Source organism: Bacillus thuringiensis, from assembly GCF_001455345.1.
In the GTDB taxonomy this organism is placed as follows: Bacteria; Bacillota; Bacilli; order Bacillales; family Bacillaceae_G; genus Bacillus_A; species Bacillus_A thuringiensis_N.
Genome location: NZ_CP013274.1, coordinates 3646319 through 3660723 on the forward strand (window position 1 = coordinate 3646319; position 14405 = coordinate 3660723).

Genomic DNA, 14405 nt, shown 5'->3' on the forward strand with positions numbered 1-14405 from the left:
CCTCCTCTTACGCTTTCGCCTTATAAAGTAAATATAAGAAATAAGGTACACCGACAATAGAAATAACGATTCCAACTGGTAACTCTACAGGTGTGAAAACTGTTTTTGCAATAAAGTCTGAAGCAATTACAAGGAACATTCCGATTACTCCGCACGTAGGAATGATATGCTTATGCTGAATACCGACAAGTCGTTTCGCTATATGCGGTGCCATTAGTCCAATGAAACCAATACTTCCTGAAACAGCAACACATGCGCTCACAAGTCCGATACTACTTAATAGTAAAATTGATTTCTCTCTTTCTACTGAAACACCTAAACTTGTAATACTCGTTTCTTCCAATTGAAATAAATCTAATAAATAAGCTTTCTTTTGTATGAGAGGAATTAATATAATAAGCCATGGCAACATAGCAATAATATATTTCCAGTTTGCATTATAAATACTTCCAGACACCCATACTGCAGCCATTTCAAAATCAGTTGACTTCATTTTGAGTGATAAGTACATAGAAAAGGCTCCAAATCCTGATCCAATCGCAATCCCTGTTAATAAAAGACGCTGCGAATCTAACTTACCGTTTTTCCAAGAAAACAGATAAATAATGATGGCTGCACCTAATCCGCCCACTAAACCAAACAGTGGCATCATCATAATAGAAATCCAGTCTGTACTTTTTAATTGTCCTTGAAAGAAAAACATAAAAATAACGATGGCTGTTCCTGCTCCGGCATTTACGCCTAAAATACCTGGGTCCGCCAATCCATTTCTCGTAATCCCTTGAATTACAGCACCGGCAACGCCGAGACCTAATCCTACTAATCCAGCAATTACAATGCGCGGAAGACGAAACTCAAAAATAACTAAATCATGGTCTGGCACTGGATCTATTCTAAGGAGTGTTTTAAATACATCTGTAATCGTAATATCAAACGTTCCATTCGTTAAACTTATGTAAATAGCACATAGTATTAAAAATATAATAATCCCCATCGTCATTCCAAAACGTCGACTTGAGCTTTTAAGCATGTCTCTCTCCTCCTCTTGTACGGATTAAATAAAGGAAGAAAGGAATTCCAATTAAAGATGTTACGACTCCGATTGGCGTTTCAAATGGATAATTTACAAATCTACTTAAAACGTCACATAATGCTAAAAAAACGCCGCCAATAACACCTGCACATGGTAAAATCCACTTATAATCTACCCCAATTATAAAGCGAGTAATGTGCGGAATAATTAAACCTACAAAACCAACTTTCCCCACTAAAGCAACCGCAGTTCCTGTTAAAAAGATAACTGATAAAATAGCCGTCGCTTTAACTAGTTTTGTACGCTGTCCTAGATTAATAGAAACTTCTTCTCCTAAAGAAAGAATCGTAATAGATTTTGAGATTAACAGAGCTAAAACTATTCCAATTATCCCAAAAGGTATCGTGATTTTAATTATATTAGGATCGACTTGATCTAATTTTGCATTAAACCAAAAACTAACATTTTGAGAAATTTGGAAATATGAAGCCATTGCAGCAGATACACTGCTTAAAAACGTTCCAATAACTGTCCCTATAATTGCTAACCGAACTGGTGATAAGCCGTTTTGAAGAAGCGAACCAAAACCAAACACAATACCGGCTCCGAGTGCGGAACCAATCATTGAACATAAAACCATGCCAATTGAGGACATTCCTGGAAGAAAAATCATGCAAAGTGTAATAACAAAGGCTGCCCCATCCGTCACACCCATAATAGAAGGGGATGCAAGATAATTTCTTGTCATCCCCTGCATAAGTGCTCCTGATATGGCTAGAAATGCTCCAACTAAAAGAGCTGCAATTACCCTTGGTAAACGTGAAGTAATAATAATATTATGATTTACATCGCCTGAATCAAAATGAAATAATGCGTTCCACACTGTTTCAGCATCAATACTTTTTGCCCCATACAAAATAGAAAGTATAACTGTAAATAAGATGAGTATGGGTGCTATACATAATATGGTTACTGGTACTGCATTTGTTTTCTGCATATCATTCAACGCACCTTACTTATTATATTATTTAGATAAATTTTTCACTGCTTCTTTTAAGAATGCTGTTTTACTCCAAGCAGTACCACCTTGTGCCATTGGATCAACAACGTTTACAAATACTTTCTTTTCTTTCGCAGCATTCATACTTTGCCAAATTGGATTCTTTTCAATTTCCTCTAGCACTTTCGGATTTTTATTTTCAGTTGTCTCATATTGTAAGAAAATATAATCCGGGTTAAGTTCAGCAAGTTTTTCAAATGAAATTTTCTCTTGTGCTTTTACAGTTTTCAATTGTTCTGGAGCAGTTAATCCAAGATCTTTATAAATTACAGGGTTGAAGTACACTCCTTCTGGATATAAGAATAATTCGTTTGCTCTTAGTCTGATTACAAGGACTTTTTTGTCTTTTAACTTATCTCCTAGTTTTGCTTTTGCTTTTTCAGCATCCGCATTGTAATCTTTAATAATTTTTTCTGCTTTATCTTTTTTACCAGTTAATTCTCCCATTAACTTTAAGTTATCTTCCCAATTTGTTGAAACATGTGATACCGGGAATGTAGGAGCTACTTTCGTAAACTTTTCAGCTGTTTCTGCTGGGAATTTCGTACTTGATGTAATAACGTCTGGTTTTAATTGAAGTAATGTTTCGAAATTTGGTTCCATTTTCTCACCAACAGATTTCGCACCTTCTAAATCTTTTTCAAGATACTTCGGTAATTTACCACCAACAGTGATGGCACCAACTGGTTTAATTCCAAGTACTGCTGCATCTTCCATTGACTCTAAACTAGCTGTCGCAATTTTATCTACTTTTGCTGGCACTGTATATTCTTTACCTAAATATGTAATTTTTCGTTTTTCGTCTTTTTTCGTTTCCGTAGCTTTTGTCTGCTGCTTCTGCTCTCCTGAAGTCTTATCCGCACTATTACATGCTGCTAGTCCTACACTTAAAACTGTAACCATTCCTAATGTAAATAACTTCTTATTCATTTATATATATCTCCTCTCGAATTTTCAAAACTATATTCTCAATAAAATTTAACTATATGAAACTTATCTTACGTATATATTTCATTAGATTAATAATTCTATCCAGAACTCATTCTCATTCACTTCCCCTAAGCTATAATTCTTTTACACCTCATCCATTGATAATCTTTTTCATTGATAATGATTATCGTTACTAAGTATATATTTAATATGCAATTATTTCAAGAAAGATTTGAAAAATTTTAACAAACTGAATTAAAAAAGAAGTATCCGCCTAACGTTAGGTGGATACTTCTTTTTTTAGAAATTTATATGTAATTCAACTGGGCAATGGTCTGATCCCATTACTTCACTATTAATTTTCGCCTCTGTTATTTGGTCTTTCATTCTTTCGGAAACAACAAAATAATCTAAACGCCATCCAATATTTTTTGCTCTCGCTCCCATTCGATACGACCACCACGAATATGCGCCTTCCTGATCAGGATATAGATAACGATATGTATCAATAAATCCTTCTTCTAAAATACATGTAAACTTCTCTCTTTCCTCATCAGAAAACCCAGGATTTTTACGATTACTTTTTGGATTTTTCAAATCAATTTCTTTATGAGCGACGTTTAAATCACCGCAAAAAATAACTGGTTTCTTCTCATCTAATCGTTTGATATATGCCCTGAAATCATCTTCCCATTTCATTCTGTAATCTAATCGTTCTAATCCTCGTTTTGAATTTGGTGTATATAAAGTTATCATGTGAAAATCTTCGAACTCTAAAGTAATAATTCGCCCTTCTTGATCATGCTCTTCAATTCCTAAACCGTATGTAACAGTAATTGGTTCTTTTTTCGTAAATATAGCCGTCCCTGAATATCCTTTTTTCACAGCATAATTCCAGTATGTATAATATTCCTCTAGATTTAAATCAATTTGCCCATCTTGTAATTTAATCTCTTGTAAACAAAATATATCTGCATTGGATTCCTCGAGATATTCTAAAAATCCACCTTTTGCGATAACTGCTCGCAAACCATTTACATTCCACGAAATTAACTTCACTTATAGTCCTCCTCTTGATGTTTCTTTCCAAATTTCATGCTATCACAAAATAGAAAAACAATCATATTTTCACCTTTGTAATCTTGCTCTTACATTTATGAATACATACATACGCACTTTATTCAGGTTATACTAATTTCAGAGGTGATGTTCTTTGCACAATGAAGGAGTTACGTTAACAAATGAGCGTTGGCAAGCAATTATTCATAATGATTCTTCCTATGATGGCAAGTTCTTTTATGCTGTGAAATCAACTGGAATCTTTTGCAGGCCATCCTGCAAATCAAGAATACCGAATAAAAACAATGTACGAATTTTTCATCATGCAGAGCACGCATTAAGTGAAAACTTTCGCCCGTGCAAACGTTGTAAACCGAATGGGCTCACTTTACCTAATGAAGAGTGGGTAGAACAAATTAAAGATTATATCGAAAAACACTTTGATGAATTATTAACTCTCGACATACTTGCGGAAATGTGCCATGGTAGCCCCTTTCATTTACAACGTACTTTCAAAAAAATGACAGGAATAAGTCCAATAGAATATATACAGCAGTTCAGAATTGTTAAAGCGGCAGAACACCTTTTACAAACCAATCAATCCATTAAAGAAATTAGTACTGCTGTCGGGATAGAAAACCCAGAGTATTTCGCAACTTTATTTAAAAAGAAAATCGGATTTACTCCTACTGAATATCGAAAAAAGAACGAAATGAAAGAGGGATACAATAATGAATTCCTACAAAAATAATTATATATATTGGACGCTACTTACACATAAAAATTGGAAATTTTATATTGCTTCAACTGAAACTGGACTATGTTTCATTGGATCACAAGACGAAACCTTTGAAGAATTAAATATATGGGCTAGAAAAAAATTGCCCCAACATATTTTGACCTGTAATTCCGATTATCTACAAACATATACGAAAGAAATTATCGAGTATTTAGAGATCCAGCGAGAAGCTTTTACATTCCCTATCGATGCTTACGGAACTAATTTTCAATTATCTGTTTGGAATACGGTACGTGAAATTCCTTATGGGGAGACATATTCTTATTCAAAAATTGCCGAAACAATAAAAAAGCCTACTGCTGTGCGTGCTGTTGCTACCGCTATTGCTGCCAACCCTCTTCTTATTACAATTCCTTGCCATCGTGTTATTGGAAAGAATGGTAAACTAACCGGCTTTAGAGGTGGGTTAGAAATGAAGAAAGCGTTGCTTACATTAGAAAAGTCGCAGGTAGAATGCATATGACAGCAAACTATACTAGCGCATTAATTTTAGCAGTTCCAACAGAATTTAGTTTCCAAGAAAATTTACGCTATTTATCACGTTCTAACAATGAATGTATGTTCCACATTGAAGATAACAAAATTTATAAAGTTATCCCTGTTCACGATGTAAATCCTTTAGTTGAAATTAGTATGAATATAGATGGAAATATTCAAATACGTTTTTTAGAAGAATTATATACATCTGAAGAATCGATACACGAAGCTATAGCTAACTATGTGAACGAGTGGTTTGATTTAACTACTGATTTAGCTCCCTTTTATACATTGGCTAAACATGATGTACTCCTTCAAGGACCAATTGAACAATATTATGGACTTCGTACTTTAGGTATTCCAGACTTATTTGAAGCACTTTCCTGGGGAATTATCGGTCAACAAATTAACCTCACATATGCTTATACGCTAAAAAGAAGATTAGTCGAGACATTTGGAAGTTATGTAGAATGGAACGATAGAAAACATTGGATATTCCCTTCTCCTGAAACGATTGCCAATTTACACGTAGAAGATCTCAAAAATTTAAAAATGACGACTCGAAAGTGTGAATATTTAATCGGTATTGCAAAGCTTATTACAGAAGGAAAACTATCAAAAGAATCTTTACTACAAATAAAAAATATAAAAATCGCTGAAAAACAATTAACTGCTATACATGGTATAGGACCGTGGACTGCCAACTATGTTTTAATGCGCTGTTTACGATTTCCTTCCGCTTTTCCCATTGACGATGTCGGCTTGCACAATGCAATTAAATGCATAAGAGGTTCCGAAAGTAAACCGACTAAACAGGAAATAAAATATTTTGCGGCAAATTGGATCAACTGGGAATCTTACGCAACTTTTTATTTGTGGCGAGTATTATACTAAAAAACCAAGTAGCGTGTTTGCACTACTTGGTTCTTTTTTAAGCTTGTTCTTCAAATCGTCTTGCAATTTCTATAATAACTTGAACCGCTTTTTCCATAACATCTACCGAAACATACTCAAATTTACCGTGATAGTTTTCACCACCTGTGAAAATATTTGGGGTTGGTAATCCCATATACGATAATTGTGATCCATCTGTTCCACCGCGAATCGGATGAATATTTGGTTCGATATTTAAACTTTTCATTGCCTCATATGCAATATCAACAATTTCTCTCACTGGTTCGATTTTTTCAAGCATGTTATAGTATTGATCATTCATTTCTAAAACGACCGCATCTTGTCCATATTTCTCTTGCATTTGCTTCACAATATTTTCAACGTTATGTTTACGCGATTCAAAGTTTTCACGATCAAAATCTCGAATAATATAATACGCTTTACTTTGCTCAACATCACCATTTAAAGAAAGTAAATGATAGAATCCTTCATAACCCTCTGTATATTCTGGTGCCTCTTCTACCGGTAAATAGCTATTAAACTCCATCGCAAGTTTAGTTGCGTTACGCATTTTATTTTTCGCTGTTCCAGGATGTGTATTCGTTCCGTTAAACGTTAACTTAGCGCCTGCAGCATTAAAGCTTTCATACTCTAAACCACCTAATGGACCGCCGTCCATCGTATAAGCAAATGATGCGCCAAAGGCTTCTACATCAAAATGGGCTGGGCCACGGCCAATTTCTTCATCCGGCGTAAACGCAACTCTAATTTTTCCATGCTTAATTTGCGGATTATGTATTAAATAATTCATTGCAACCATAATTTCAGTCAGACCAGCCTTATCATCTGCTCCAAGAAGTGTCGTACCATCAGTTGTAATAATGGTATGCCCTTTATAAGATGGTAACTCTGGGAACTGTTCTGGTGTTAACACAACATTTAGCTCTTTATTTAACGTAATTGCGTTCCCGTCAAAGTTTTCATGAATTTGTGGTTTTACATTTTTCCCTGTAAAATCTGTTGCTGTATCTAAATGTGCTAAAAAGCCGATTACAGGAACATCCTTATCCGTATTAGCCGGAAGTGTTGCCATTACATACCCGTTATCGTCCATCGTTACTTCTGTTAACCCAATTTCTTTTAACTCTTCAACTAATAACTTACCAAACTCAATTTGTCCTAGTGTTGTTGGCACTGTATGACTATCTTCATTTGATTGCGTATCAATCTTTACATATCTCGTAAATCTTTCAATAAGTTCTTGTTTCAAATTCATTCACTCCCTTTTATATTTCTTTCTCTATTATAATCCTTGAGACGAAATATTTTAACTTTTTTGACTGTAAAGGTCTATATTCCATCCACATTTTTAATGATTTACAACAAATAAAAAAAGACATAATATTTGTACATTTAAACTTTAACATGTAACATACATAATTATAAATATGGGAGGTATGAAAGATGAGGCTAGCCCTCTTTCGCTATTTTCTTTTTTTCTTAGGGTTAATTTTCTTTGGGCTTGGAAATGCTCTTGCAGTCAAAGTAAAATTTCTTGGTTTACATCCTTGGGAAGTTTTAAATATGGCTCTCTACCAAAGGTTTGGATGGACTATTGGTACGTGGAGTGTCATATGTGGGTTGTGTCTCGTTCTCATTTCTTTACTAGTAGATCGAAAATATATAAATGTGGGAACATTTTTAAATGCACTACTTATCGGTCCTATTATGGACTTTTTCTTACAATCAAATATTCTTCCAAACGCTAGTGATTATTTATGGATAAACTTACTCATTTTATTTTCTGGTATTGCCATTACAGGTATCGGTGGAGGGATGTATGTGGCGGCTGGAATTGGTGCTGGACCTCGTGATGGATTTATGCTTACTATTTCCGACAAAACAGGTCTATCTATTAGCCGTGCTCGGATCATTGTAGAATGTATTGTACTAGTTATTGGATTTATGCTCGGTGGTCCTGTTTTTATCGTAACTTTTCTATACACTTTTATTCAAAGTCCAATCTTTCAGCAATCATTTAAGGTGTTTCAAACACTTTTACATACTTTACAAAACAAAGATAAAGTTAGTGAACATATTTAAATTACAACTTAATACAAATCAAACACCCTATTTACGATTCTCACCGCAAATAGGGTGTTTCTTTTTTATTTCATAATTTAAGAATATATACTACTCATTCACAATAAAAGTATATACATCGTCATAAATACAGCCATTTACTTTAATCACATACTTCCCTGGTTTACTAAAACGAATTGTGTATTTATTTAGCTGAATTGCTTCTTTATCTCCAGAAAGAACATCAATGCTTCTGCCACTTAATACATATAATTCATTTAGATTCATCGATACATCAATTGCATTGAAATTTCCCTCTTTCACTTGCTGTGATTCCGCAGCGCTTACACTTGGTTCTAAAAACAGTAGTCCACTTAATCCAATCGTTCCCGCTAAAGCTACTCCCGCAAACTTTTTAATCTTTTTCATCACAATGTCCCCCTTATAGATTTTGTGTAAAGGTAGATGATTTTCCCCTTTACACCACAAAGCCTATATGTAATGAAATGAAAAGTAAACGGGGACCGTAAGACAAAATTCTACATCTTTTTCTCCAATTGAATATAAATCCATCGTTTGGAATTTTGTCACATTTAAAATTGTTTCCTTAATCCAACTTCTAATTACATTATTCAGAAACTGAATAATTACTTATTAATTTAAGATTCTAAAAATAGTTGATAAAGATGCTTTCTATTGAAATAAAAAAGACTTTGCTATAAAAGTAACTTTTACAACAAAATCCATGCAACTAGTTTTATTCAGCTTTCCATAATCTCTCTACATTCATTAATTGTTCTTCTTTAAACTCCATCTTATATATATCCGGTTTTGACGTATTCATTAAAAATTCAAAACCATATTGTTTATCAAAATAGTTCATCATTAATGTCATGACAAGCCCATGTGTACCAATTACAATTTTGTGTCCTTGAAAATCCATTAAGATTTCTTTTAATACTCTCACTACCCTTCTTTGGCAATCTGCATATGACTCTCCTTCCGTTCGTGCAAAGTCCGGATTAGAGAACATCTTCTTTACAAGTGGATACACTTCTTTATCTGATATAATCCGGTCTTCACTTGCAAACCTACACTCTTTGAGATTTTCATATACTACTATTTCTTTTTCATAGAATTTAGCTGCCCCTTCTATCGTTAACATAGCCCGATTATAAGGACTGGAAATAAAAGCATTAATCCTCTCCGCTTTTAATATGTCAGTTACTCTACTGCTATCCATATGTCCCTTCTCAGTTAACCCACGCATTCTTTCATTTCCTTCTAGTTTTGGTGATTCACCATGTCTAACCATATAAATATATGTGCTCATAATTTCTCCTTAAAATTGTTTATAAGTTAATAAATCACGTTCATTTATCCATTTCAACACTTAGACGTAATTGTAATACTAAAATACTTTATAAAATGTGCTGATTTGTTCGTCTAATCCATTCTCCTACTAAACTCTCAAATAATTCAGGCTGCTCAATTTGCAAATTATGCCCTGCCATATCTAACACCGCTAATGTCGCTCTTGGGTAATCCTCAATAATTTCTATAATATCTTGATAACCTACCGATATATCTTGTCTTCCAGCTAATAAAAGAACAGGTTTCTCATATTTCTTACGGTAAAAATCCATAGTAAGAGAGTAATTCTTTTGCAATCTTTCAATAAATTCATAATTAGCAATATCTAGTCCTGGCTTAATTTCCTCTTGAAATCGCTTATATGTATATTCATTTGCTATCACTGCTAACTCACAAAATGCTTCTCTTTCCGTAGAAGTGAGCTTATTTAAAAATTCCTTATCTTGTAAAATTACTTGTTTATCTGGAAGGATCCTTTTTTCTGGCTCCGCTACAACAACAGGACATACTAATAATAATCCATTAACTCTTTCAAACAACTTTGTGAGTATTCCTCTGGCTAAATAGCCTCCATATGACTCTCCTACCAATAAAAATTCTTCAGTAGAAATGATTTCTTCAATAAATGTGATAAGCACTTCTACTACACGATCTGAACTATTTATCCAATCTGGAGCATTAGATTTTCCCATTCCAGGTAAATCAATATATATTCGCTTATAACCTTCATACTTCTGAAATAATGATTCCATACATTCCATCATTAACCTATGGTCAGGAGCACAGCCATGTATGATAATGACTGGTTTTCCTTCTCCAACAATTTCATAGTATATTTCTGCATCCTCAATTCGAAATAACATAAAAAGTCCTCCCTATTTAATCGAAACGCTATCTATTCTGTAAGAATACACGTTCTCAATTTACATCCCTTACAATTGATTGTCAAATTTAAATTTTCAGACTACAAACAAAAAGCTTCCTTCTATTTTTATTTCCTAGAAGGAAGCTGCTCTATTTTTACCCTATCATAATTTGAAACCTTGTTCTTATTAGTTTCGTTATCCTCTATTCTTCTATTTTCATTAACACGATTCTCCAGCCATCTGGATCCTCTATCGTTACCCCCTTATCTTTCCAATATGGATTCTCTGGTTCGACTTCATCATATCCCAATCCATGCAGCCTTTTACTCACTTTTTTCATTTCACTATCTTCACGCATATAAAATACAAGTAAATTATCTTTTGTCGGAGCTGGACAAGGACTTCCATCTATATGTCTTGTAAATTCTAAATGATACTCTTCATCTGGGAGTCCAAACATGACCCCATCATAACCTTCATGATCGTAGAATTCACCTATACGTTTTAAACCTAATCCTTTTTCATAAAATGTTGTAACCTCTTCAAACTGATCAGTTGGACGTGCGATTCGAAACTTCACCCAATTCTTCATGCTTTTCCTCCCATACTAAAGATTTCATACATGCTTACGTATTATTGTATATACGTAACGTCTTTTTGAAATCCCTCATTAGTATGAGAATAGATGCATACTAAAGTTTAGTTCATACTTTATAACAAAAACATTTTATATAAAATTGAATGTAGTATCTTTATGCAATTATGCATATTCACTTGCGAACCACTAAAAAACCGTTAATATTCAAAGGATGACTAAATATACCATTTCCATTTAAAATCTTGATGTAATACATACTATCAAACACAATACTTTTTCAATTTTAAGAAGTATTAAACTCTTTATCACTTTCCTTATACGCATGATTTTTATAAGGAAATCTGATACAATTCTTAAATAATATTATTATGTATAGATATTACGAATATAGTGCATAATTAAAGAAGGTGATTTTATTGAAATTAAATAAAAATTTACAACTATGTATATTAATTGGAACATTAATATGTTATTCAATCTATTTTATGTTTTTCTATCTGTTCCCCACTCATTTTTCAAATTCAGATGTACGCTTCGCTTCACTTATTGTTGAAGCTATTACATTTGTGTCACTCATTTACTCTATATATTCTAAAAAAGTCAGTTCAAATCCGTTTTGGATATGTATCACAATAGCAATTGGTAGTTTTTTATTAGGGAAAATAGTATATACATATCAAGATAGCTTCTTCGAAATTCCAATACATCGGTTTACTATTTCTGATGTATTTTACATGTTTTTTCTACTCTTCTGTCTTATCGCTTTCTGCTATAAAATCTTAAAAGAATGCGATAAATGGGAAAAAGCGTTCTTTATTTGTGATATATGCATAATACTTACTTCCATATTCACATTGGAGTGGTATTTATTTAATCAACCAAATTTAAATATATTCTCTCTTTCACTAGGAGATGTTTTCCTTTCATTTCTATATCCAATTGCAGATTTATTATTTCTTCTACTAGGTGTAAGTCTCTTTTTCCGTCCAACAATTTTTAATTCCAAACGGAAAATTTACATCTTTATTTTTGTATTAATAAGTTCTGCAACTTTTAACTATATTTATTTTTACCTAAATAACCATTTATCAACAGAAACAATAACATTATTACGTCTTTTATATAGAATACCTATATTACTTATTGCAATAGCTGGATCTATTTCAGAAGATCATAATAGCCATAAAAATTATTTCATTGTTAACCCTATAATAGGAAAAAAGACTCTAGTTGTATTTCCCTATCTTGCCGTTGCAATACTAATCGGATTTACGTTAAAAGAACAAACATCGTCTTCAACTCTCATTACGGGAAATTGTATTACTTTTATTTTCGTACTCATTCGTCATTCTATTATACGTATGCAAAATGATTCCCTAACCAAACGTTTACAGGTATTTAATGCCCAATTAGAAGAAAAAGTTACTTTACGGACTTCAGATTTAGTTCATAAATCTGAGGCTCTATCTCAAAAGCAACAAAAATTCAAATCATTATATGAATATCACCCTGATCCTATTTTTACAATTGATTTAAATGGCGTATTCTTAAATGTAAATAAAGCTGGAAGTATACTACTTGGAGCACCAACAGACGAGTTACTTGGTGAAACTTGTTTTTCGATTATTTTAGATGAAGATAAACATAAACTAGCATCAGCATTAGAAAAAGTGAAACAACAAGAATCGGCATCCTTACAACTACGTTCTCAATATAAAGATGGCTTTACTTATTTTTTATACGTTACCATCGTTCCTATTATGATAGACGGTCAAATTTCAGGAAGCTACATTATGGTGAAAGATATTACTGCACTAAAAAAACAGCAAGAAGAAATAAAATATTTAGCATTCCATGATACTGTAACGAAAATTGGGAACCGTGCCTTTTTCCATAAGAAATTAAAAAAGGTTATAAAAAGTGCTGAAAAAACAGAAAGCGAATTTGCATTATTATATTTAGACTTAGATCGCTTTAAAGCAATCAACGATACACTTGGACATTCGGCAGGAGATTACATATTAGAAGAAGTTGCAAAGCGATTCCAATCATGTCTTCCATCACATACTCATCTGTCAAGAATCGGTGGTGATGAGTTTACAATCTTAATTGAAAATTATACTGACGAAGATGCCTTATTCGAATTATGTAACCAATTATTTAAAAGCATAGAAAAGCCGTTTGTCATATATGAGCATACATTAACTTTATCACTGAGTATCGGTATCGCTATTTATCCACACTCCGGAATCGATACCGCTACACTTTTGAAAAACGCTAATGTTGCAATGTATGATGCAAAGACAAAAGAGCTTAACGCTGTCTCTATTTATGACGATGTAATCGCTAAAAAAATTGAAAGACGATTACGATTAGAAAAAGATTTATCAAATGCAATACAAAATGAAGAATTGTTCCTTTTGTATCAACCTCAAGTTGATAGTGAATCTAATAAAATTATCGGTGCAGAAGCTCTAATCAGGTGGAATCATCCTGAATTAGGCGTTATTTCTCCATACGAGTTTATTCCGATTGCAGAAGAAACACTACAAATTATTCCAATAGGAAAATGGACATTAGAGCAGGCTTGTGCGCAAATGAAACGTTGGCACGTACTCGGATATTCACATTTAAAAATAGGTGTAAATTTATCTGCTAAAGAATTTGAACAAGAGGATTTTGTAAAGTCTATTTCTTCTACTTTAGCAAATACAGGTTTACCAGCAAGTTCTCTCGATCTTGAGTTAACAGAGCGAATTGCAATGATGGATGAGCGAGAAACATTGATAAAATTGCGTACACTAAAAAGTTTAGGGATTCACATTTCAATCGACGACTTTGGTACAGGCTATTCTTCACTAGCTTACTTACCTTTATATCCAATCGATACGTTAAAAATCCCAAGAGAATTTATTACAATGTCTGAAACATGTGACGATGGAATGGAAATTATTAAAACGATCATCACATTAGCAAATACATTAGGAATGTCTGTCATTGCTGAAGGTGTAGAAACGAAAGAGCACGTAAATTTCCTTCAAAAAAATAAATGTCAGTTTATTCAAGGTTATTATTATAGTAAACCTATCCATACTAATGCATTTACTGAGCTATTAGAAATCGGGATTCACCCATAGTACATAGCCAATCTGGATAAGTACTAATGAATTTGAACAACTATAGTAAAAAGGAAAGAAGATATCTTCTTTCCTTTTGTTTTTTATTTACATTAT

General features: G+C 33.1%; 14 protein-coding genes. 5 read left to right on the plus strand and 9 right to left on the minus strand.

Annotation, left to right across the window (positions count from 1 at the left end):
- Positions 1–7 precede the first annotated feature (7 nt).
- The 4 genes from ATN06_RS18890 to ATN06_RS18905 all read right to left on the minus strand — a co-directional run bounded on the left by ATN06_RS18890 (position 8) and on the right by ATN06_RS18905 (position 4082).
- Positions 8–1030: a FecCD family ABC transporter permease gene (locus tag ATN06_RS18890; protein ID WP_060631906.1), complete on the minus strand. Its 1023-nt coding sequence runs from the start codon at positions 1028–1030 to the stop codon at positions 8–10.
- On the minus strand, positions 1023–2030 hold the full coding sequence (locus tag ATN06_RS18895) for a FecCD family ABC transporter permease (protein ID WP_060631907.1): 1008 nt from the start codon (positions 2028–2030) through the stop codon (positions 1023–1025). Before ATN06_RS18895 ends, ATN06_RS18890 begins: the two co-directional genes overlap by 8 nt.
- A gap of 27 nt (positions 2031–2057) precedes the next feature.
- On the minus strand, positions 2058–3023 hold the full coding sequence (locus ATN06_RS18900; protein ID WP_060631908.1) for an iron-hydroxamate ABC transporter substrate-binding protein: 966 nt from the start codon (positions 3021–3023) through the stop codon (positions 2058–2060).
- 300 nt (positions 3024–3323) lie between these two features.
- The gene (locus ATN06_RS18905) at positions 3324–4082 is read right to left on the minus strand and encodes an exodeoxyribonuclease III (RefSeq protein WP_060631909.1); all 759 of its coding nucleotides are present in this window, start codon (positions 4080–4082) and stop codon (positions 3324–3326) included.
- A 154-nt stretch (positions 4083–4236) separates the two neighbouring features.
- On the opposite strand from ATN06_RS18905, the gene adaA reads away from it, so the two are divergent.
- Genes adaA through ATN06_RS18920 form a run of 3 tightly spaced genes read left to right on the plus strand, consistent with a single transcriptional unit; the run spans position 4237 to position 6252 of the window.
- Positions 4237–4833, plus strand: coding sequence for a bifunctional transcriptional activator/DNA repair enzyme AdaA (adaA, locus tag ATN06_RS18910; RefSeq protein WP_060631910.1), 597 nt, complete (start codon positions 4237–4239; stop codon positions 4831–4833).
- The gene (locus ATN06_RS18915) at positions 4814–5344 is read left to right on the plus strand and encodes a methylated-DNA--[protein]-cysteine S-methyltransferase (protein WP_060631911.1); all 531 of its coding nucleotides are present in this window, start codon (positions 4814–4816) and stop codon (positions 5342–5344) included. Before adaA ends, ATN06_RS18915 begins: the two co-directional genes overlap by 20 nt.
- Positions 5341–6252, plus strand: coding sequence for a DNA-3-methyladenine glycosylase family protein (locus ATN06_RS18920; protein WP_060631912.1), 912 nt, complete (start codon positions 5341–5343; stop codon positions 6250–6252). The genes ATN06_RS18915 and ATN06_RS18920 overlap by 4 nt, the downstream gene beginning before the upstream one ends.
- Before the next feature lie 37 nt (positions 6253–6289).
- Here ATN06_RS18920 and pepT read toward each other — a convergent pair whose 3' ends face one another.
- Positions 6290–7522 carry a peptidase T gene (gene pepT / locus ATN06_RS18925; RefSeq protein WP_060631913.1) on the minus strand — a complete coding sequence of 411 codons (1233 nt, stop codon included), beginning with the start codon at positions 7520–7522 and terminating at the stop codon, positions 6290–6292.
- Between the two features lie 194 nt (positions 7523–7716).
- Here pepT and ATN06_RS18930 point away from each other — a divergent pair, with 194 nt between their 5' ends.
- Entirely contained in the window at positions 7717–8355 is a 639-nt protein-coding gene (locus ATN06_RS18930) for a YczE/YyaS/YitT family protein (RefSeq protein ID WP_060631914.1), read from the plus strand.
- Positions 8356–8445: 90 nt separating this feature from the next.
- Here the strand turns inward: ATN06_RS18930 and ATN06_RS18935 are convergent, their stop codons facing one another.
- The 4 genes from ATN06_RS18935 to ATN06_RS18950 all read right to left on the minus strand — a co-directional run bounded on the left by ATN06_RS18935 (position 8446) and on the right by ATN06_RS18950 (position 11166).
- A complete protein-coding gene (locus ATN06_RS18935) occupies positions 8446–8763 on the minus strand; it encodes a hypothetical protein (RefSeq protein ID WP_060631915.1) in 318 nt (105 codons plus the stop codon).
- Positions 8764–9091: 328 nt separating this feature from the next.
- The gene (locus tag ATN06_RS18940) at positions 9092–9667 is read right to left on the minus strand and encodes a histidine phosphatase family protein (RefSeq protein WP_060631916.1); all 576 of its coding nucleotides are present in this window, start codon (positions 9665–9667) and stop codon (positions 9092–9094) included.
- A gap of 88 nt (positions 9668–9755) precedes the next feature.
- Positions 9756–10571 (minus strand): alpha/beta fold hydrolase, encoded by an 816-nt coding sequence (locus ATN06_RS18945; protein ID WP_060631917.1) that lies wholly within the window; start codon positions 10569–10571, stop codon positions 9756–9758.
- A 205-nt stretch (positions 10572–10776) separates the two neighbouring features.
- A complete protein-coding gene (locus ATN06_RS18950; RefSeq protein ID WP_060631918.1) occupies positions 10777–11166 on the minus strand; it encodes a VOC family protein in 390 nt (129 codons plus the stop codon).
- A gap of 422 nt (positions 11167–11588) precedes the next feature.
- Between ATN06_RS18950 and ATN06_RS18955 the strand changes: the two genes are divergently transcribed.
- A complete protein-coding gene (locus tag ATN06_RS18955; RefSeq protein WP_060631919.1) occupies positions 11589–14309 on the plus strand; it encodes a putative bifunctional diguanylate cyclase/phosphodiesterase in 2721 nt (906 codons plus the stop codon).
- Positions 14310–14405 lie beyond the last annotated feature (96 nt).